The following is a 20,635-nucleotide window of genomic DNA, read 5'->3' as shown; positions in this document are numbered from 1 at the left end:
CTGCCGATGTTCCCGGTTCACGTTAAACGTGCTTGCCTTCTTTTTTCAGCAGTTCTTCGTACCAGACGCAAAAGTCATAAATGGGGCGTACCTTTTCGAAGTTCATGACCAGCATGACCCCGAATTCGGCAGCAGCCTGCGCGTATTCGGAGTTTCTGTTCACGTGGACCTCGCGGATGAATTCTTCACAGAGCTGCTGCGAAGTTCTTCCTGTTACGTCCTGACGCAGGTCAATGGGATCGAATGGTTTCGCAAAAGGGTCCCATTCATCATAACCGATCTTGTCGACAAACCTGCGCCTGCGCGGCGAAAGCTTTTCGTACATGTATCGCTTTTGTTCATCAATTTCTTCCGGAGTAAGGGTGCCCACTTTTATCTCCTCACTCTATTTTACCGGGCATTGCGCCCAGCTCTACAGAGTAGTTGCAGTCAGCGCATGCGGACTTGTCTTTATCGCAGGTTCCGCAGGCTTCAGAGGGTGCAGCAGCAGGAGTTTTGGGTTCCGGCTTGTCCCCGGTGTTGGCGCCGAGGTATTCCGGTGTGTATTCGGTAACCAGTGCCATGGAGAGGGGAACCAGTACTTCCGGCAGTTCCTTCAGGGAGGAGTTGATGGAAGCGGCCAGCTCTTCACTCAGCTGCATCAGTTTGGACTGCAGGGTGTCCATATTGATGGTGGGGTACGATTTACCGGGAGTGAAGCCTGACTTCTGGCATGAGTGCGCCTGTCCGCCGATATTCATGGGCACGCCGTAGATGCGGCAGGTCAGGGGGCGATAATCATAAAGGGCACAGAGGTTGCTTTCCTTGAGGAAAGGGCATTTTACCCTTGCAAGGGAAACTTCCTTGAGAATTTCAGTTGTGGAGGCTCCGGACTGGCTGGCCTTAAAAGCCCTTCTTTTGATCTTGTGGATCAAACGGTCCGCTTTATCTGCTTCCTGCATGATTTCGGAACGTTCCAATCCGCTGTAAGCTTCATTGAACTTGCGGTTGATATAAATCGCTTCCACAAGGGTCAGGTCGAAGAGGGCGTGACAACAGTCACTGCAACCCTTTTCGCATTTGATGCCTGCATCAGTCTGGTCGGATATCTTATCGAAAGTCTTGTCCACTTCAGCGACAAGAGCTTCATATTTTTGAAAAATTTCTTTGAACTCCAAAGCAAAACCTCCGTGAAAAATATGTTCAGAGCTTTGGCGGAAAGTTCCGCCTAAACTCGTATAAGCTAAGTCTTATTGTTCAGCAGTCAATTGTTTATATGAAAATAATTACTGAATTTTCTGTAAGCCGCCCCGCATGGCGGTTCTAACAATCGGCACAGGCAGTATGCCGGGGATGGCGCATAAAAAAATTTGGAAAGGAGAGGGGGGAGAAGAAAAAGAAATCCGGCTCCGGCTGGCTGGTCCGCTGAACATTTGAAAATTCGTTGACCGTTAATTAAAGAGCAGGCGGGAATCTGGGCTGACCCTGATTCCCGCCTTTAAAACTTCGTTAATGAAGAATTTTCTACTGCTCTTCGATGGTGATAGCGTCCTGCTCACATACTTCGATGCAGGATTCACAACCGAGACATTCGTCTTCGTTAACAGCTACTGCTTTGCCGTCCTGAAGTTCGTAAACTTCGGTAGGACATACATCAACACATTCGCCGTCGCCGTTACATTTGTCGTTATCAATGGTAATAATGTAGCTCATAGAGTTACCCTCCAAAAAGATTGATTTTTTAGCCTCTGGTAGCCTGCGTACATAAGCCGACAGGCTACGCAGTCTTTAACAATTAGGATTGAGCCGGATTGGTTCCAGCTTAGACCCCCGACTCAGGGCTATTGAAAAGTGGATAGCCACAAGCCCTCCTCATGTCAAGAAGGCAGGTACAAAAAGTACAAGAAACATCCTAATTATATAGATTATGATTTTCAAGCAGGGATTATGATTTTCAGTCCAGCCTGATATTTTTTATCTTATTGAGGATGACTTTAACGGAACATTGAATTAATAGGTGGCTTTAATTCAAAATAGATATGGTTATCTAGGAGTAATTTATATGCTGACCAAAGAACAGCTTGATAAATATGTGGATGCCTTGTGGTGGGGACTGACCACCGCACGTACCAAGCCTTATGAAAAAGGCGATTTGATTATGGTCCGTTATGAAGCGGAAGCCCTGCCTCTGGCCGAGGCTGTCTTCAAGCGGCTTATTGATGAGGGGCTTAACCCGGTCCCGAGAATGACCCTGACTCCGGCCATGGAAAAAAGTTTTTACGGTGACGGCGATGATGACCAGCTTCGTTATATTGCTCCCGGTGAGCAGGAATTCACCAAAGGGCTGAACGGGCTCATCGTACTGCTGGCACCCTCATCCCTGACCCATCTGGCCGGGGTTGATCCTTCACGAATGGGCAAATGTGCCGTGGCCCGCAAGTTTTTGCGTGATATCATGGAAGGGCGTGAGCAGCAGGGCGAACTGGGCTGGACCCTTTGTTCTTATCCCACCAAGGCCCTTGCGGAATCCGCGGGGCTTTCCCTTGAGGACTTCACCGCCCAGATCGTTAAGGCCTGTTACCTCGATGAAGATGATCCGGCTTCCTGCTGGAAGGGCGTATTCGACAAGGCTTCCGAAGTTAAAAACTGGCTTAACGGACTGGGGATCGAGTCCTACCGTGTTGTTTCCGATGACATGGACCTGACCGTAAAGCATGGCGACCTGCGTCAGTGGATCGGGGTTTCCGGGCACAACATCCCCAGTTTTGAACTGTTTATCTCGCCTGACTGGCGCGGGACTTCCGGCGTATACTATGCGGACCAGCCTTCCTACCGTTCCGGTAACTATGTGGAAGGTGTGCGCATTGTCTTTGAGGACGGTGTGGCCAAGGAGATCACCGCCAAAGAAGGTGAGGAGTTCGTTAAAAAGCAGCTGGCAATGGACGAAGGTGCGTCCAAGCTGGGCGAGTTTTCCCTGACCGACCGCCGTTTCTCCCGTATTGACAAGTTCATGGCCAACACTCTCTACGATGAGAACTATGGCGGGGAATTCGGTAACTGCCACGTTGCCGTGGGGTCCTCCTATCCCGATACCTATGCCGGAGATCAGGCCGAGCTTGATGCCCGCATGAAGGAAGAGCTGGGTTACAATACCTCTGCACTGCATTGGGATCTGGTCAACACTCAGGATAAGACTGTCTACGCTACCCTCAAGGACGGAAGCGAAGTGGTCATCTACAAGTCCGGAGAGTTTCAGGTTTAATTATTTCCCGGAAAAATATTCAGGTTGAAAATCCCGGTTGATCCTCGGTCAACCGGGATTTTTGTTTTTTTCGTATTTGGCAACGGGCTTGCAGATATCTTGGGTGGAGTCTTTTTTTTGTGTCTGGAAAACTTGTATTTTGATAATTAGTAATTATTATTATTTTATATGTTTTTGTGCACATAATTAAAAATGCAAGATATTAACAGCTTGGCTTTAAGTTAGGCGGGGCGGGGCTTTTTAAGGATTTCTTGACTGAAATTTTTATTCTGGTTATTTTCTATCTAGGGAAAATCGGTGGAGGTGATTCCTCATGAAGAATATTTTATCCATTCTTGCTTTGCTGGTTATACTGGTTATTCCGGCACAGGCATCAGCATCATACTATTATACTCTTGAAGGGACAGTAGGGTCCATAAGTGACGGCGGAGGGCTGGCAAGTGCTGCCGGTATTTCTGTCGGTGATACGGTTAGGTATGTGATCGAAATCGATACTGACCGGACCGGGTTTTATACTAAGAACAATGGTAAGAATAAGGATGTAAAGGGTTCTTATTACAGTTCTTTATATTCTGGAACGTTGAACGGAATGACTACCCGTAATTACAATTATCTGAATCCCCATAACGGTGGATTTTATTCCCAGACCGGGAACGAGCAGACTTATCTGGAGATCAGTAATTGGAGTTCCGGGTTCGGTGATTTGACCATCGGTTCTACCGTTAATCAGATTTTTGAGGCCGCTTTTAATGAAAACTGGGGGTATACCCAGATTGCTACCAGCAATTTGAAGATTACCAATATCTCCAATGTTGCCCCCACTCCCATTCCCGGTGCTGCATTCATCATGCTCGGCGGACTCGGCGTGGTAGGTGTTGTGCGGCGTAAGTTCTTTTAGCCGGATAATTAGAAATTGAAAATATAGCCGGAACCGCGGCCTGTTTGGTCGTGGTTCCGGTTTTTTTGTTTTTCGTTAAGAGACCGCTTTTGTGGTTATGACTTGAGATATGCATCCAACTGGCTTAAGTTGCCTCAAAAAGAATTAATCAAGCATATAAGGACCACCCAAAATGGCAAAACAATACCAGCCCCGCATGCATTCCGCAGAACATATTCTTAATCAGGTGATGGTGCGTAAGTTCGGCTGTGACCGTTGCTTCAGCGCGCATATCAACAAGAAAAAATCCAAGTGCGATTACAAATTCGAGCGCGGTTTGACCGATGCCGAAGCCTCCGAAATCGAGCAGGGTGTGAATGAGGCTATTTCAGCTGATCTGATTGTGACTGAACAGATGATCAGTCTTAAGGAGGCCGATGAACGCTTCAATCTGACCCGGCTTCCTGAAGGTGTGACCGAGGTGCGGGTGGTAAATATCGGTGATTTTGATCATTGCCCCTGTATTGGTGATCATGTTGATAATTCCAATGAAATCGGTGAATTCAAGATGGTTTCGCATAGCTTTGATGATGGCGTACTGCGCATCCGTTACAAGCTCGGTGAACCGGAAAATTAAGATAAATTTGAAAAACTTGTTTACAGAGCTGAAATCTGTTGCTAGGTTTTACTCAGTTTTTGAATACACATTCCGTGCAACTGGCGATGTAATGTGGAATTAACCACAGGGAAACACGGAATTTATATTACCTGCCGCTCGCCTGGGCCTCGTCTTCTTCAAGACGTGCTTCCTTGCCTCTCCGTGAGGCGATCTACAAGGAGTGCCCATGCAGGAATATCGAAATCTTCTCCAGTCAAATGATCCCGACATTTTCAATGCTCTTTCCGGCGAGGAATCCCGCCAGAAAGTCGGTATTGAACTGATCCCTTCTGAAAACTATACCTACCCCGAAGTTCTCTGCACCCTCGGCAGTGTTTTCACCAACAAATACTCCGAAGGTTACCCCGGCAGACGTTACTACGGCGGTCAGGAATTCACCGATACCATCGAAGACATTGCCCGTGAGCGGGCAAAGCAGGTCTTTCGTTGTGAGCACGCCAATGTGCAGCCGCTTTCCGGTTCTCCCATGAATCAGGCTGTATATCTCGGACTTCTTGAACCCGGCGATACCATTCTGGCCATGGATCTCTCCCATGGCGGGCACCTTACTCACGGTGCCCCGGTTTCCTTCATGGGCAAGCTTTTCAATTTCATTCGTTACAAGACCGACCCTGTAGACGGTAGCATTGATTTTGACGAGCTGCGCAAAACCGCCCTTGAGCACAAGCCGAAAATGATCCTTTGCGGGTACACCTCCTACCCCCGCGATCTGGATTACGCTGCTTTCAAGAAAATTGCCGACGAAGTAGGGGCCATCACCATGACCGATGCTTCGCACTACGGCGGACTCATTGCTGCCGATGTCATCCGCAACCCCTTTGATTTCGGTTTTGATGTTGTCACTTCCACATCCCACAAATCCCTGCGCGGTCCCCGTGGCGGTATGATCCTTTGCAAAAAGGAATTCGCACCCAAGATCGACAAGGCTGTTTTTCCCGGCCTGCAGGGTGGACCGCACATGAATACCATTGCCGGTATCGCGGTCACTCTCAAAAAAGCACTTGAGCCGGAATTCAAGGATTACGGTAAGCAGGTGCTGCTCAATGCAAAAACTCTGGCTGATGAGCTGCTGAAATCCGGTGCTTCCCTTGTCACTGGAGGAACAGACAATCACATGATGGTCCTTGATACTGAGAAGAGCTACGGCATCAACGGCAAAGTTGCTGAAGAGCTTCTTGATGGGGTCTCCATCACCACCAATAAGCAGATCATCCCCGATGACCCCAATCCGCCTCTGAAGCCCAGCGGCATCAGAATCGGTACTCCCGCTGCAACCTCACGCGGCATGAAGGAGTCCGACATGGTCAAGCTGGCGGGCTGGATCACCACCATCCTCCAAAATCCTGAAGATAAAGCTCTGGCCGCTACCACCCGGTCGGAAATTGAATCTTTCTGCTCAAGGTTTCCGGTTCCGGGAATCTAGCAACACTCCTTCCTTTCCATGTGTCCGGGATTTCACTCATCCCCTGAAATCCCGGACAAATATTTCTTCCCGGGTTGGCTGAGATTTATTGTAAATTGTCTTGTGGGTAACGACTTTATCAGCCAGCCCGGAAATTTTTTAGTCACAGCCTTGCCTCTTATAAAAAATCGACTTGATCCTGATGGAGCAAGTCGATTTTTTGTTTGAAATAGTTGATTGTTTATATATTGAATAATTAAGAGCACGGCTAAACAAGGAGAATAGCAATGAAGGGAAAATTATTACGGGCTGTAATGCTCGCATTTGTTTTGGGTACAGGTTTTTTTCTCGGCACCATTTATGGCAATCAGGGGCAAGCTGCCGGAACAGTAAATGTTAAAACTATATTCAGTAGTCCTCAACATATCCGGATGGAGATTACTAGTCCTGTGCCCATTACAAAAACGAACAGGCATAGCTTTATGCAAATGAGCTCAAATAAGTGGCTCCTTGGCATATGGTATAACCAGTAAAATTTAATCCCCCTCGGAGAACATTCCAAGGGGGATTTTAAATTTACGGCCTGTATTTTTCCGGTAACTTAAATTTCAACCAGTAGCTCCAAAGCAGCCAGACTGAAACGGCGATGCAGGCTCCCAGTGCCCATCCGGCCATGACGTCAGTGGGGAAGTGCTTGCCCAGATAGAGGCGGGAATAGCCTACCCCGATGGGCAGGAAGAGCATCCATGGACGCAGTTTGCGGAAAAAGAACATGAGCATGACCGCAAAAGCCATGGAGTTTGCCGCGTGTGCGGAGGGGTAGGAGTTGCCGCGTTCTTTTGTCTGCTGATAATCAAGCGGGCGGCGTTGCCAGATGCCGTCTTCTTTTAAATAGGTCAGGGGGATGGAGTTGAGCGGGCGGACCCGGCCGATGGATTTTTTGATCAGGTTGGTGGAAAAATCGGCCAGTCCCATGGTGGCGGAGATCAGCAGGATGATGACCAGAAATTTCGGGCCTTTTTTCCAGACTCCGAATACAGTTACCAGCGTGATAATAGCCCAGAGCAGGGCGGCGGATGAAAGCAGGGGCATGACAATGTCCAGCCAGTGCTTGCGGAAAATCTGGTTGACCAGAATGAAAATCTGCATATCCAGCGGTTGGGTATAAAAAGGCACTTATTTCTCCTGTATGTCCGTTTTCCTTGGCAAGACGGTTGTTTCCGAATAACATGCCCGTCCGTTGCAATGATTTCAGGCTCGTGTTGTTTGTCTGCGAGTATCAATATAAATAAAAGTAAAAGCCTGCAAGGGCTATACATTACACATAGATTACAATGAAAAAAATAGCCCTGATTTTGCCCCGTTTCGGTCGTTACGGCGGGGTGGAACGTTTCGGATACAACCTGAGTGCGGCCCTTGCCGATGCCGGATACGGTGTGGATTTTATTTGTGCCCGCTCTGAAGATGAACCGCCGCAGGGCGTAAATATTGTCAAAGTCGGACGCTATGGATTCTGCCGGGCCGGGAAGTTGCTCTGGTTTGTTCTGGCTGCGGAAAAGGCCCGTAAAAATGGCAACTACGATTTGACCATCAGTCTTGGTAAATCCTTGAATCAGGATATACTGCGTATCGGCGGTGGGCCGCTGGAATCCTTCTGGGCATTATCGCAGCGGGCATGGCCTGCGGGATTTGCCCGTTCCTTCAAGATGTTTCGTCGCCGCACTGCATTGGTGAATCTGCTCATTAAATATATCGAACGTAAACAGGCTGCATCGGATTGCCGCATGGTCTGTGTTTCCCACCGGGTGCGTGATTGGATGGTGGAATCACATCCCTCTCTTGCAGGGCGCAAAATAGATGTCATCTATAATAAGCCGGATCTTTCACTCTTCAGCCAGCCCTGCGAAGAGGAAAGGAACGTGGCTCGCAGGGAATTTTCCCTGTCCAAAAAAGATATCCTCATCTCCACTGCAACCACAAATTTTGCGCTTAAGGGTGTTTCATTCCTGATCAAAGCCTTGGCGGAACTGCCCGCCAATTACCACCTGCAGGTGGCAGGCGGCCGCAACCCTTCCAAATATGTGAAGCTCGCTGAAGAACTAGGCGTAGCCGAGCGTGTGCATTTTCTGGGAAGAGTGGAAGATATGCCCGCACTTTACGGACGTTCGGACGTTTTTGTGCTTCCGTCATTCTATGATGCCTGTTCCAATTCCGTGCTCGAAGCATTGGCCTGCGGAACCCCGGTAATCAGTTCCCGTGATAACGGCAGCAGCTACTTCCTGCCCGAAGAGCAGATCATTGATGATCCGTCTGATTACATAAAGATGGCTGAAATGATCCAAACGACAGCTACACAGGATCAAGGCCGACCATTCCAATGGCCGGATGATGTGCCATGCGGCATTGAACCGTACCTACAACTGGTAGAAGAGTTCCTGAATAAATAAGAAAAGGCGAAGTTGAGAAATCAACTTCGCCTTTTAATCTTTTAGTAGCACTATCTGCCAAGCTAGCAACTAGCCAAACTATTAAAAGTTTTTGGGATTCTTAAACCCTTTTTTCAAAAAGGGTTTAAGGCCCCCGGCAGGGTCGCCGAAGGCAAAATTACCAGCTGCCGCGTACGCGTACACCTTTGGAAGCCATGTGCTCTTTAAGCTGCGGGATGGTATAATCACCGTAGTGAACGATGGAGGCAATGAGCGCGGCGGTAGCGCGGCCTTCGGTTACGGCCTCGACCATGTGCTGCGGGTTGCCTGCGCCGCCTGATGCGATAACCGGGATGCGTACGCTCTCGGATACCAGACGGGTAAGTTCCAGATCGTATCCGGTCTTTACACCGTCGGCATCAATGGAGTTGAGGCAGATTTCGCCTGCACCGAGGGATTCGCCTGTCTTGGCCCATTCAAGGGCATCAATGCCCATGTACTTGCGGCCGCCGTTGATGACGATTTCAAAACCGGAAGGAATCTTTTCGGACTTTTCAACACGTTTGACGTCCATGCCGAGCACCACGCACTGGGAACCGAAAGCTGCGGCACCTTCGCTGATGATGTCCGGGTTCTTGACCGCACCGGAATTCACGGAAACCTTTTCCGCTCCGGCAAGGAGAACATCGCGCATGTCCTGTACGGAGTTGATGCCTCCGCCCACGGAAAAGGGGATGAAAATCTCGGAAGCAACGCGCTCGACCACGTCGAGGAAAATTCCGCGTCCTTCGGAAGATGCGGTGATGTCGTAGAATACGATTTCATCCGCACCCTGCTCGTAGTAGAGACGGGCGGTTTCCACGGGATCGCCGATATCGACATTGCCTTTGAATTTAATGCCTTTGGTGAGGATTCCGTTCCTGACATCGAGGCAGGGGATGATTCTTTTACTAAGCATCGGTTGCCTCCTTGCAGTATTCGTAAAAATTGGAAAGCAGCTTCAGGCCGGGGTTGCCGGACTTTTCCGGGTGGAACTGAACAGCCCAGAGTCCTTCGCGCCCGTGCAGGGAGCAGAAGGGACGGCCGTAGGTGGTTTCACCGATGATGTATTTGTCTTCGGGAGCAGGGTAGTAGCTGTGTACGAAGTAGAAATGCGCATCGGGATCGATGTCCTTGAACAGGATGCAGTCCTGCTTGAGCTCGATGGTGTTCCAGCCCATGTGCGGTACGCGGATGGGCACGCCTTCGTAATCTTCCCATGAGGGGTTGAATAGGCGACATTCACCGGGAATGACGGAAAGAGCCTGCGTGTCGTTTTCTTCGCTGTAGTCCAGCAGAATCTGACAGCCTACACAGATGCCGAGCAGCGGTTTCTTCTGCTGCACGAGTTCTTTGAGAAGTTCGTCCAGTCCGCCGGATGTTAGTTCATCCATGGCCTGTCCGGCAGCACCGACGCCGGGAAAGATGATGCCGGTTGCTTTGGACAGCACATCCTTGTCGTTGGTGATTTCGTTGGCAATGCCGAGTTTATTCAGTGCACGCTGTACACTGGTCTGGTTTCCGGCCTTGTAATCAAGAATAGCCAGCATGAGAGGGGCCCCCTTGTGTTTGTTAAATACTTATTGAACCGCAGAAGTCTGTAACTTTTAATGAGGGTATATTTTCCGGGCACAGAGTTGAGCCCAGAAGAACGGCTGCCATAACAGGGCAGTATATAACGGTTCTGTTCTATATATAGGAGCTAGTCAAAAAATCGAGGGAAAACAAGTGAAAAGATCAGAAGATGGAGAGTTTTTTTACATGAGACGGATAGTATTAGTTGCCGTCATAAGACCGGAAATAGGACTGATAATTTATTTAAAGCCATCAAAAAAATCTTTATCCTCAAGCCCGTCGCCTAGTTTGAAGAAATAATGTCGTGACATTTTTAAATTATCCGACACCATTGCATTCTTGCTGGGATAATTATCCACATTAAGCTTTTCGAGACGGGCTTTGCAAAAGAATGAAAAATCTGCCAACAGGCCCAAGAAAATACCCATCAAAAAAATCCACCAATAGTCAAGCGTTACATCTCCAGTAACAAAGAATCGAAAAAGGCAATACCCGGTAACGGCATAGGTGGTTGTAAATCTGTATATGAATTTTAGTACCTGTAACGTTTTATTCTCATAAGACATGTCAGAAAATTCCTATTTGGCCATAATCCGCAGATAAAGATCGCCCTTGAACGGACCGAGCTTGCGACCCTGTCCTTTCAACCGGATGGGCCTGCCGATGACGAAATCGCGGGGCAGGGTGATTTCAAGGGTTTTGCTTTTTTTGCGGATGCCCTGTTGCAGGGTGATGCGTACGCTGCGGCCCGGATGCAAGGCTGAGGCCGGGAAATAGATGGTCTGCTCGTCATCCAGCTGACCTTTGAACCATGCTTTTACACCTGATCCGAGACCGGATGAGACATCCACGGATGCGGTCTTGTCACCCCAGTTCAGATTGAGTTTGCGCTCTTTGACCGGGGCGGAAGGTTTCTGAAAAGGTTTATCCTTGCTGATCTGGCTGTAGATATCTTCAAAGACCTGACGGGCAAATGGATCGTTTAAAATATCCTTGAGCACGTCTTCTTCCTTCTGGAAAAAGTACCGACTTTGCTGGGCATTGGAAGTGCCGTTGTCGCTGCGTGCTTCGGTCTTGGCTTTGGACTGCTGGGCGCGGTAGGCGCTGGCTCCTTCGCGGGCGGTCTTGCGGTCCGATTGAGATTTGAAGTCCGGTTTCCGGCGGGTGTATGAACGGTTGTTCGCCGAAGCTTTTCCGGCACCTGTGTTTCCGGCAACGTTTTTGAGGAATACGTAGGCTTCGTTGAGCTGGCGGAATTTTTTGGCGGCATCAGGGCTGGGGTTCAAGTCCGGGTGCATGCTGAATGCCAGCTTGCGGAAAGAACGTTTGATGTCCTCCTCGCTGGCATTGGGGCCGACTTTTAAGATGCTCTGTGCCTGTCTTGTGTTCATAGCGGAAATTAGTCTTCGTCAGTAATCAGTGCGTTTGGGGCCACATCGGGATCGTGCTGGCGCAAGCCTTCAGCGCGGATGTATTCCTTGCCTTCTTCAACAAATTTGGCGTGGCCGGCTTCATTGTTCACGCCGGGACAGTATTCCTGAATCATCTCCCAGCTCATTTCATCAATTAGATTGCCCCGGAAAAAGGGCCATGCTCTACAGATGTCCGGGCGGCCGGGGTGGACTCCGCAGCCTTCATTATAAAATACACAGTATCCGTCCTCGCGGGACCTAAGGCGGATTTTACCGTTAACGGTTTCGCTGTGTTTCTCAATCAGTTCCTGTTCGGATATGCCGAGGTGGTCGGCGAGTCTGTTGCGGTCCTTGGCGGTCATGATGATGCCGCCTTCGCCCTGACAGCAGTGGCCGCACATTTGGCATTCAAAAGCCTTGCTCATTATTTATTGCCTGCTAAATTTTTATGGTCAACCATTATGCAACGGTCTTCGATTACTGTGATATCTTTGCCTTCGAGCAGTTCGCGTGCTTCGGGGCTGAAAATTCCTTCCTGCATCCAAAAACATTTGGGCAGGGTTTCAAGGCTCAGTACTTCACGGGCATGATCCGCACAGAACTGGGAAGCCCTGAAAAGGTTCACGAGATCAACCGGAACGGGAATGTCGGTAACGGATTTGTATGTCTTAAGTCCCCAGACATTCTCCCTTTTAGGGTGCACGGGGATGATTTCGTAGCCTGCATCAATCATATAACGGCAGACCCGGTCCACCGGGCGTCCGGGTTTATCTACCGCGCCGATTACGGCTATGACCTTGACCTCGTCAAGAAGTGCGGCTAATTTTTTTTCGTCAAATATAAGCATGTTTTTGGTCTCTCCGTCCAATTGATTTTCGCATGCTACAGTAAAGCCCGGTTACTTGCAAAGCTCTCTTTTACCTCTTTTTATATGAAATCGATACATACAAGGAGTATTTCCCATGTCTGAGTTCGAATCCAATGTGGTTGTGCCGCGCAGTGAGCTGGAAGCCCGCTGGGAAAAATGCCGCCGTTTCCTTCCCGAAGTAGCTCCGCAGGCCGGGGGGATGCTCTGTTTTTCGCGCTTGCAGATTTATTACCTCTCCGGTTCCTTTGTCAACGGTGCGGTCTGGCTTCCGCTGGAAGGCGAGCCTGTCTTTTTTGTGCGTAAATCATGCGATCGGGCAAATATCGAAAGTGCCATTAAAAATATTGTCGGTTTCAGGTCTTTTAAAGATCTCGCTCCGCTGGCAAAGCAGGCCGGGCAGCCTTTGAGTGAGGTTATCGCGGCGGATACTGCAGGGCTGACATGGCAGCTTGGCGAAATGCTTACCTCACGCATGTCCGGATATAAGTTCGTTCCCGGCGATATGGTAATGGCCCGCGCGCGTGCGCTGAAGTCTGAATGGGAACTTGAAATCATGCGTGAAGTTGGGCACCTGCATAATACCGCGCTGGTGGAAGTTCTGCCGGAACTTATTGAGACGGGCATGAGTGAAATGGAGATATCCAAATATCTCTGGAATATCTTTTTTGAGCTGGGGCATGAAGGGCATATGCGCATGCAGACTTTTGGCGCGGAGATTTTTCTCGGCCATATTTCCGCCGGTGATTCCGGCATCTATCCCAGTTCCTTTGATGGCCCCCTCGGTTTACGCGGGGTGCATCCCGCTTCTCCTTTTATGGGCAGCGGTGATAAATTCTGGGAAAAAGGCGCGCCTCTTTCAGTTGACTGCGGATTCGTCATGGAGGGGTATCACACCGATAAAACACAGGTTTACTGGTCCGGACCCAAAAGCTCCATTCCCACGGGGGTGCTGGATGCCCAGTATTTCTGTCAGGACATGCAGGCCCTTGCTGCTGATCACCTTTATCCCGGAAACCTTGTCAGCGAAGTTTACGCCAAGGTCATGGAGCAGGCTGCAAAAGAAGGGTTCATGGAAGGTTTTATGGGTATCGGGGAATGCAAGGTGCCTTTTATCGGGCATGGCATCGGTCTGACCATTGACGGTTTTCCGCCCATTGCCAAGGGCTTTGACATACCCATCGAGGAAGGAATGGTCTTCGCTCTTGAGCCGAAGCAGGGCATTCCCGGAATTGGTATGGTCGGGGTGGAGAATACTTTTGAAGTGACCGCTGACGGAGCGGAGTGCATTACCGGGGATGATTACGATATTATTTGTATTGAGTAGGATTTAGCAGAAGTTTCGCATGAAAAACTCCCCGCAACCTGATGGTCACGGGGAGTTTGAGATTCTTTATTTTGAAAATTCTATTTCACATCAATATCAAGTCCGCTTGCGGTCTTGGTGATGACCGGGGCCGGGGTCTGGCCTTTGAGGTCCATGACCATGCGGATTTTTTCGTCATAGATGCCGATCCTGAAGCGCGAGAAGATGGGGTTTTCAGGCTTGAGTACAGTGGGGCCGAAGTAATCCCATTTACCCTGAATATCCACCACAAGGCGGTTGGGATCTTTCAGGAAAAAGGACGTGTAGGAAAGGGGGGCACCACCGAGATCAAGGCTGATTCTGGTTTTGCCGTCCACTTCCTTGAAATAGATGGATTTGAGCTTGCCTTCCTGCAAACCGTGGATTTCTTTTTCCGGTTCTTTGGCTTTTTCTTCGGGCTGCCTGGCTGCAACTGTGGCGTTGCTTACGTCCGTACCGTTGAAAGCCAGAATGGTCTTTGCGGTGGCATTAGCCTGTGTCGCATTTCCAAGCGTAGCATTGGCAGTGCTATTTGAGGTTGCAACTGCAACAGTTCCGTTTTCCAGCTGAACCGTACTGTTGGTGGCATTGGCAATAGCCATGGAAAGCAGGGGAAGTTCGTTTTCCGGCTGGGTTTCAATTATTTCAATCTCAGCAGCTTCTTCAACAGGAACAGTTTCAACCTGTTCTTCTTTGAGCAGCCAGCTTTCCGGGAGCAGCAGTTGCGGATTAATGAAAGCGAGTATTGCCAGCGCGCCGAAAATATGGATCAGGGCCTGTTTGCTGGTGAAGTAATTGCCATAGCGGCGGAAGCTGCGGCTGCATGAGCCGCAGGTGTATGATCTGACCGGAACAATCAGGGAAATGAGCACGTCAGAAACCAGCCCCCGCCTGAAGTAGAGACGGTTGCTATCACAAAATGGACACTGAACGATTTGTTTCTGCTTTTTAGTCATTGTGCGGTATTTTCCTCCGATCCCCATCTACCTACACTTTGAAGCTTATCAAAATTCTTTAATTGTCTGTGGTTATACTTATAAAAGACCACACTCAAATGTCAATCACTCCCTCTACCCCGCGATAGCTTCGGACATGATGCATTCGAGATCTTCGCGTTCCATTTTCGCAGGTGTGAACTCAAAAAGTTTGCCCATGGTCTGCTCGGCGATATCCACCAACTCGGCAACGTCTTCTTCTTTTGCGCCGTAATCCTTGAGGGACTCCTCGTTGAATCCGGCCCGTTCGAGCAGGGAGCGCAAGCCTTCGAGGAAAACGGTAGCGCGCTGGTTCTCATCAAACTGCTGGGTATCGTAACCCATGGCCATGGCCAGATCTTCGAAACGCTCCGGGCTTTCCGGGATCAGACGCTTGAAATAAGGGATGGAAAGCTTGGCAAGGCCGAGACCGTGCGGCAGTTCCGGGTATTTTGCACTTAAGGCATGCTCAAGTGAATGCTGGGAAATGCAGCGAGAAAGAGTCTCGCACATACCTGCGGCGGTGCTGGACCAGGCCATGACGGTGCGGGCTTCAATGTTGTCGCCTTCAGCAATGGCCATGGGCAGGTAGTGGCTGCTCAGGTGCACTGCTTCAAGGGCGAGCATGTCGCTCATGGGCTGGTGCGCGGTGGAAAGGAAGGTTTCTACCGCATGGAAAAATGCATCGATGCCGGTGTAGGCGGTGGTGCGCGGGGGCACGCTGACCATGAGCTCCGGGTCTACAATTGAGATGGCCGGGAACGTGGAATCATTGCCGAGGCTGATTTTTTCAATGCCGCCGGATTTGTTGATTACCGCCCACTGGTCCGCTTCAGTGCCTGTTCCCGCTGTGGTGGGAATGGCGATGAGCGGTGCTGCGGGGTTTTCAGGATTGACTCCTCCGCCGGAACCGGACTGCATGTAATCCCAGCATTTACCCACGTTGGTGGTCAGAAGTGCGATGGCCTTGGATGCGTCGATGGTGGATCCGCCGCCGAGAGCAACAATGAAGTCGATTCCTTTTTCGCGGGCGATTTTAGCAGCCTCGTCAACCTGATCGGATTTCGGGTTGGGGGAGATGTTATCGAAAACAACGGTGGATACATCCTGCTTGGCAAGGGCGGCCTGAACCTTATCGAGGTATCCGTTCTCGATCATGGCCCCGGATTCACCGATGACGACCATAGCTTTCTTGCCTTTGGGCAGAGGCAGGGTTCCCAGTTCTGCCAGCTTGCCGGGACCGAAAACAATGCGGGTGGGAATGAATATCTGAAAATTAAGCATGTGCTTCCTTTATATATGTAGTTTTTAATGTTGCTGTTGAGCCACCTGATAACTGACTGTGCGGCTTCCGTAAAGTTTATTTCAAAGTCTGGCTCAATGCCTCATCCATCTGCCCCGTGGTGTAGAGGTCCCGGATTACCGTGGGTGATGTAGAGTCCTTACCGGGCTTGAAGATTGCAGCCAGCGGAATGGAACGGCTGCCAAGCGCGCGCAGGAATTCATCGGCCACCTTGTCCGGGGCGGTGAGGTCCACCTTGATGAAGGTCAGGTTGTATTTTTCCTGCCAGCGGTTGAGGTTGGCCGGGGTCAATACTGTCTGCTCCAGTACTTTGCAGGACGGGCACCAGTCTGCTGTGAATTCCACCAGCATCGGTTCATCGCCAATACGGGCGGTGAAATCGACCTGTTCAAAGCCGATCCAGTGGGTGGTGCGTTCCTGCGGTGTTGCGGCCCAGAATCCTGCTCCAATGCAGATTGTCAGTGCGCCGATCCGCAGCAGATACATGACAGATTTTTTGTCCGCACCGGCTGAAAGCCCCCACATCCATGCGCCCACAGAGGTGAACCAAAGGAAAATCAAGGTCGGGATATACATATCTTCGGGCAGGATGCTGAACAAATAGATGCAGGTCCCGGCAAGGAAAAATCCTGCGGCCCGTTCGATCCAGATGGTCCATGCGCCCGGCTTGGGAAAGCGGGTTGCCAGAGCCGGAAAGATTGCCATCAATATATATGGCAGAGCCATACCCGCGCCGACACTTAGAAATACCGAGCTGATTACGTAATGCGGCTGAATCATGGCCCAGCCGAGCACTCCGCCGAGAAACGGCCCGCTGCAAGGGGTGGCCAGCAAGGTGGCCAGAATTCCGGTGAACAGGGCCTGCCTGCGCGGGCCGCTGTTTTCGGAACCGAGCTTGAGGTCCACAATGGGCAGATTGAACAGTCCGAAAAGGCTCAGGCTGAGGGCAAAGACTACTCCGGTCAGCCCGATGACTACCGGGGGCTTCTGAAAAATCTGCCCCCAGGCCATCCCGGTCATACCGAGGATTCCGCTGAGGACACCGAAATAGAGCAGGATTCCCAGCGCAAAGAAAATATTGTGTTCCCGGAAACCACGTTTTTGTTCTTCCGCGCTTGCGTGCCCGGCCCCGGCCAGCAGAGTGGAGAGTTTCAGGCTTATCACCGGAAGTACGCAGGGCATGAAGTTAAGCAGGAAACCGGCCAGCAGCCCGAAAAGAATGGCGGTGGTCAGGTCGGTCACTTCAAGGCCCGGAGTAAAAGAGCGGGGGGTGAGTGAATCAAATGAAAATGTTGATTCGGACACGGTCTCATTTGATGCCGCTGTTTTTACTTCCTGCACAGGTGGAGCAGTTTTCTGCGGCTGTGATTGTTTTGTCTTGGCTGTATTTTTCCCCTCGACCTTGGCTGCGATATTTTTCAGGGAAATTTTGATGGGTTTGGCATCCTTGCGCATTTTTACGAATTCAGGCCACCACGGCTGCAGATTGGCCTGAGGCAGTTTGTCCGGGGAAAGAGCCATGCCGAAGAATTTAAGATCGGTCTTAAAAGGCTGGCAGGCCGTCTTTGAGCACATGAGCAGGGAGAGTCTGGCCTTGAGGGTGAAAGATTTTATGGACGGCGGAACAGGAATCAGAATCGGGGTCGGTTCCGAATAGGTGGCGACATTTTTACCTTTGTTCAAGGGATCATTCTTGAGTTTACCCGGCATGTAGATAGCCGGGAGAATGGTGTTGTCCGGGGTCAGGGTGATTTTCAAGGTCGTGGGCATGCCCAGCTTGCCCGGATTGTGGGAGTATGTATACCAGCCGTTTTTAGGTTCAAGTATGAGTGCCGCCAGAATGTCTGTTTTCAGCCCGCTTTCCTTTTGGTCATCCTTGCTGAGCTTGAAAATTTTCCACTTTGTATCGAGATTGGGATTCTGATTCTGGGCACTGAGAGCCGTTTGCGGGGTGATAAGCGCAAAGGTTGTAATGAAACTCAATAAAATTAAACAAATTAGCTTAAAGCGCATTTAGTTGCCTTTTTTAAAGAAAAAAATAAAAAACCGATTGACATCCGCAGTGAATATTTCTAAACCCTTTTTCACACGCGGGTCACTGGCTCAATTGGTAGAGCAGCGGACTCTTAATCCGTTGGTTCAAGGTTCAAGTCCTTGGTGGCCTACCACAGTAAATACAGGGTGTTAGACGTTTAGTCTAGCACCCTTTTACTTTTTGTTTTTCCGGGTCTCTCCCGGTCCTCTCCCGGTTTTGGGAAAAAAAGTAAATTTTTTTTAAAATGGGCAGACTTTTTGCCTAAGAAAAAATTAATTTATTTTGCTGGGGATTGAAATAATTATTTTTAGATGGGTGAGGTTTGATTTTCATGAGCGAAAAAACTTGGGGCAGGACTTATCCGGTGCTGCCTGATAATCTTGAAAATACCTCATTGCGAGATAAAACGAAGAAACGGGGATGCTTAAATCAAATAAGCATCCCCGTTTCTTTTAGGGGTACGGAATTTCCCATTGTTGGGTGATATTGATAAAATATTAGTTGCTAAAAGTATATGGTTTATATTTTATTGACAGCTAAATCATGGTTGTCTTTTGAAACGAAGCAAGGGAATGAAAGGATCAGTAAGGTGAATTTTTTATGGTCCCATCAATGCCATGTATTTATCAGTGAACAATGCAATAATTCTGAAATTATTTTTATGAAAAAACAAAAGTTGAAGTAGATGATGAATCAAGATTGGTTTGAAATGAAAGACATCCGCCGCAAGAATTTTAGTAAATCTGTGTGGATTCCATTAAGGGCTATTGAGACCAAAGTAGACGAAGGGGAATACGGGTACGTTGGGTATAAGAAAGAGTTTTTTGGTAGCGGCTCTATCGCTATTCCTCAAAATAAAATTGAAGACGCAAAAAAACTTGGTTGGATGGATATTGGCATAAGCAATGAACATTCTGGATGGATTGATGAAGATAAGTATATCCCTGCTGAAGTGTACAAGGGATACGGGAATGATCTTGAAGGTGTTCATTTAGTCTTAGATCAAAATACATATGGTGAAACCCCTAATATATGGCATTTAAACCAAGATTTGGTTCTTTCGTTAAGTTTAGTTCGTGAAGGTAACTCTTGGGTGTGTCCAAAAGAAGGCTATACAGAAGTTGCAAGACTTAGGACTTCTGACGAGGATGCACCCGTAGCCCTAGAAATTAAATCTCAGTATTTAAAGGATTACCTTTGCGCTAGGGGGATGGCCTTATACATGACTCACTATTTTGAAAGGGATGTAGTTTGTGATGGTGCTTCACATATTTCATGGCCGGATGGATCTAGCAGCGAAACGGCTGAACTGGACCAATGGGAAGGTCGAGTTATTGAGATTCATGAAGGAGGTGAGCCAATTGGGGCTAAAATGGCTGTATTTCATATGTCCCGCACAGATGTAGATGAATCAGATGATGTTCCAGACATATCCGGTCCTCCAACGGAAGAGAATACGTATAGTGAATCTTGGGAAAGAGGATTTGAAGGGAGAAGTCTTTTTAGGGTAGTGGGAGAATTGTGGCGAAATGAAATTATTCTACCCAGCGCAAGCAGTCCGAGGGTTCGAGGTGATAGTATTATTCCAACAACTTTTTTTGTCATTGATGCCGAAGGCAACAAGATTTGTGGGCAAGATCTTATTGATGCGGGAAAATGGTTGTGGTTTAAACCTGAGGTCATAATGGCATTAAGTCACGTGAGAGGCGGTAATCTATCCTTTTTTACTGCTCAAACAGGAAGAGTTTCATGTTCCTATGGTTATGGTGTCCATTTTGGAGTGAATGATCTTGCCTATGTAAATGTTTATGCCAAAGACATTGGACGACTTCCTGAATGGCAACAGCAAATATGGGCCGGATATAATTTGGTACCGGAAGGAGGTGTTTCTAGTGAACTTTTAGCTTCACAAGTCAAAGCTATTCCTGCCGATACCAAAGCTCCAGAAGAGTTTTTGCCTAAGGTGTTTGAATTAATAAATTCACTTGCTCAAGAAAAAATGAAGATTCAATTATTTAGAAAACATGAATTGATTCCTGAACTGTTGCCAAGGATTCATCGCTTTAGATCAATTGATGAACAATCATTTTATGCTTTAGCTAAGGTTCTTGCTAGATTGACTGCTGACAGTCTTGACGCCCAAGCTATGCAGACAATTGTAACACCACCGAAAAAAGTAAACTGGGGATCTCTGAAATCTTTAGAAAATTTGTTGGCTTCGGAGTATGATAGAGATTTGGTTCGAAAAATTACTGCACCACTTGTGGGGGTGTATGAATTGCGGCATGCAGATGCTCACCTGCCAAGTAGCAAGATTGAAGAAGCATTTAGCCTGATACAGATAGACAGATCATCCCCCTATGTTCAGCAAGGTTTTCAATTGTTGCACCAAGTCGTTTCCAGCCTTTTTGGGGTTTTAGAATTGCTACAGCAAGCAGATTGGATGAAACACAAATAGAAAG

The 20,635-nt window shown here is 48.8% G+C and carries 21 protein-coding genes, 1 tRNA gene and 1 riboswitch; of the genes, 9 read left to right on the top strand and 13 right to left on the bottom strand.

The window, feature by feature from the left end; translation table 11 throughout:
- Positions 1 to 22 precede the first annotated feature (22 nt).
- The 3 genes from FMR86_RS18930 to FMR86_RS18920 form a co-directional block, all read right to left on the bottom strand.
- Complete coding sequence (locus FMR86_RS18930) at positions 23 to 325, bottom strand: hypothetical protein (protein WP_203545016.1); 303 nt, start codon at positions 323 to 325, stop codon at positions 23 to 25.
- Positions 326 to 380: 55 nt separating this feature from the next.
- Positions 381 to 1,157: a YkgJ family cysteine cluster protein gene (locus tag FMR86_RS18925; protein WP_163352965.1), complete on the bottom strand. Its 777-nt coding sequence runs from the start codon at positions 1,155 to 1,157 to the stop codon at positions 381 to 383.
- Positions 1,158 to 1,503: 346 nt separating this feature from the next.
- On the bottom strand, positions 1,504 to 1,692 hold the full coding sequence (locus tag FMR86_RS18920) for a ferredoxin (RefSeq protein WP_136675049.1): 189 nt from the start codon (positions 1,690 to 1,692) through the stop codon (positions 1,504 to 1,506).
- Between the two features lie 349 nt (positions 1,693 to 2,041).
- Between FMR86_RS18920 and FMR86_RS18915 the strand changes: the two genes are divergently transcribed.
- From FMR86_RS18915 to FMR86_RS18895, 5 genes are all read left to right on the top strand, one after another.
- Complete coding sequence (locus FMR86_RS18915; RefSeq protein ID WP_163352964.1) at positions 2,042 to 3,241, top strand: aminopeptidase; 1,200 nt, start codon at positions 2,042 to 2,044, stop codon at positions 3,239 to 3,241.
- Positions 3,242 to 3,554: 313 nt separating this feature from the next.
- Positions 3,555 to 4,139: a hypothetical protein gene (locus tag FMR86_RS18910; RefSeq protein WP_163352963.1), complete on the top strand. Its 585-nt coding sequence runs from the start codon at positions 3,555 to 3,557 to the stop codon at positions 4,137 to 4,139.
- Between the two features lie 172 nt (positions 4,140 to 4,311).
- Positions 4,312 to 4,755: a hypothetical protein gene (locus FMR86_RS18905; RefSeq protein WP_163352962.1), complete on the top strand. Its 444-nt coding sequence runs from the start codon at positions 4,312 to 4,314 to the stop codon at positions 4,753 to 4,755.
- Between the two features lie 66 nt (positions 4,756 to 4,821).
- Positions 4,822 to 4,910, top strand: a riboswitch (ZMP/ZTP riboswitch).
- Between the two features lie 53 nt (positions 4,911 to 4,963).
- Complete coding sequence (gene glyA, locus FMR86_RS18900; protein WP_163352961.1) at positions 4,964 to 6,220, top strand: serine hydroxymethyltransferase; 1,257 nt, start codon at positions 4,964 to 4,966, stop codon at positions 6,218 to 6,220.
- A 266-nt stretch (positions 6,221 to 6,486) separates the two neighbouring features.
- Entirely contained in the window at positions 6,487 to 6,732 is a 246-nt protein-coding gene (locus tag FMR86_RS18895) for a hypothetical protein (protein WP_163352960.1), read from the top strand.
- A 43-nt stretch (positions 6,733 to 6,775) separates the two neighbouring features.
- Here the strand turns inward: FMR86_RS18895 and FMR86_RS18890 are convergent, their stop codons facing one another.
- Complete coding sequence (locus tag FMR86_RS18890) at positions 6,776 to 7,375, bottom strand: phosphatase PAP2 family protein (protein WP_163352959.1); 600 nt, start codon at positions 7,373 to 7,375, stop codon at positions 6,776 to 6,778.
- Positions 7,376 to 7,533: 158 nt separating this feature from the next.
- Between FMR86_RS18890 and FMR86_RS18885 the strand changes: the two genes are divergently transcribed.
- The gene (locus FMR86_RS18885) at positions 7,534 to 8,646 is read left to right on the top strand and encodes a glycosyltransferase family 4 protein (RefSeq protein WP_203545012.1); all 1,113 of its coding nucleotides are present in this window, start codon (positions 7,534 to 7,536) and stop codon (positions 8,644 to 8,646) included.
- A gap of 157 nt (positions 8,647 to 8,803) precedes the next feature.
- Here the strand turns inward: FMR86_RS18885 and hisF are convergent, their stop codons facing one another.
- From hisF to FMR86_RS18855, 6 genes are all read right to left on the bottom strand, one after another.
- Complete coding sequence (gene hisF, locus FMR86_RS18880) at positions 8,804 to 9,583, bottom strand: imidazole glycerol phosphate synthase subunit HisF (protein ID WP_163352958.1); 780 nt, start codon at positions 9,581 to 9,583, stop codon at positions 8,804 to 8,806.
- Positions 9,576 to 10,214: an imidazole glycerol phosphate synthase subunit HisH gene (gene hisH, locus FMR86_RS18875; protein WP_163352957.1), complete on the bottom strand. Its 639-nt coding sequence runs from the start codon at positions 10,212 to 10,214 to the stop codon at positions 9,576 to 9,578. The genes hisF and hisH overlap by 8 nt, the downstream gene beginning before the upstream one ends.
- Positions 10,215 to 10,478: 264 nt before the next feature.
- A complete protein-coding gene (locus tag FMR86_RS18870) occupies positions 10,479 to 10,805 on the bottom strand; it encodes a hypothetical protein (RefSeq protein WP_163352956.1) in 327 nt (108 codons plus the stop codon).
- A gap of 12 nt (positions 10,806 to 10,817) precedes the next feature.
- Positions 10,818 to 11,630 carry a J domain-containing protein gene (locus FMR86_RS18865; RefSeq protein WP_163352955.1) on the bottom strand — a complete coding sequence of 271 codons (813 nt, stop codon included), beginning with the start codon at positions 11,628 to 11,630 and terminating at the stop codon, positions 10,818 to 10,820.
- Positions 11,631 to 11,638: 8 nt separating this feature from the next.
- Positions 11,639 to 12,076 (bottom strand): YkgJ family cysteine cluster protein, encoded by a 438-nt coding sequence (locus FMR86_RS18860; RefSeq protein ID WP_163352954.1) that lies wholly within the window; start codon positions 12,074 to 12,076, stop codon positions 11,639 to 11,641.
- Entirely contained in the window at positions 12,076 to 12,498 is a 423-nt protein-coding gene (locus FMR86_RS18855; RefSeq protein WP_163352953.1) for a CoA-binding protein, read from the bottom strand. Before FMR86_RS18855 ends, FMR86_RS18860 begins: the two co-directional genes overlap by 1 nt.
- Before the next feature lie 115 nt (positions 12,499 to 12,613).
- Between FMR86_RS18855 and FMR86_RS18850 the strand changes: the two genes are divergently transcribed.
- A complete protein-coding gene (locus FMR86_RS18850; RefSeq protein ID WP_163352952.1) occupies positions 12,614 to 13,843 on the top strand; it encodes a Xaa-Pro peptidase family protein in 1,230 nt (409 codons plus the stop codon).
- Between the two features lie 80 nt (positions 13,844 to 13,923).
- On the opposite strand, the gene FMR86_RS18845 is transcribed toward FMR86_RS18850, so the two are convergent.
- The 3 genes from FMR86_RS18845 to FMR86_RS18835 form a co-directional block, all read right to left on the bottom strand.
- Positions 13,924 to 14,817, bottom strand: coding sequence for an AMIN domain-containing protein (locus FMR86_RS18845; RefSeq protein ID WP_163352951.1), 894 nt, complete (start codon positions 14,815 to 14,817; stop codon positions 13,924 to 13,926).
- 114 nt (positions 14,818 to 14,931) lie between these two features.
- The gene (locus tag FMR86_RS18840) at positions 14,932 to 16,119 is read right to left on the bottom strand and encodes an iron-containing alcohol dehydrogenase (protein WP_163352950.1); all 1,188 of its coding nucleotides are present in this window, start codon (positions 16,117 to 16,119) and stop codon (positions 14,932 to 14,934) included.
- A gap of 76 nt (positions 16,120 to 16,195) precedes the next feature.
- Positions 16,196 to 18,121 (bottom strand): cytochrome c biogenesis protein CcdA, encoded by a 1,926-nt coding sequence (locus tag FMR86_RS18835; RefSeq protein WP_239057295.1) that lies wholly within the window; start codon positions 18,119 to 18,121, stop codon positions 16,196 to 16,198.
- 109 nt (positions 18,122 to 18,230) lie between these two features.
- On the opposite strand from FMR86_RS18835, the gene FMR86_RS18830 reads away from it, so the two are divergent.
- Both FMR86_RS18830 and FMR86_RS18825 read left to right on the top strand, forming a co-directional pair.
- Positions 18,231 to 18,306: transfer RNA gene (locus FMR86_RS18830), tRNA-Lys, on the top strand.
- 552 nt (positions 18,307 to 18,858) lie between these two features.
- Positions 18,859 to 20,631: a hypothetical protein gene (locus tag FMR86_RS18825; RefSeq protein ID WP_163352948.1), complete on the top strand. Its 1,773-nt coding sequence runs from the start codon at positions 18,859 to 18,861 to the stop codon at positions 20,629 to 20,631.
- Positions 20,632 to 20,635: the final 4 nt, after the last annotated feature.

This window comes from Desulfovibrio sp. JC010 (assembly GCF_010470675.1).
Taxonomy (GTDB): Bacteria; Desulfobacterota; Desulfovibrionia; order Desulfovibrionales; family Desulfovibrionaceae; genus Maridesulfovibrio.
This window is presented reverse-complemented; position numbering and strand designations above follow the sequence as displayed.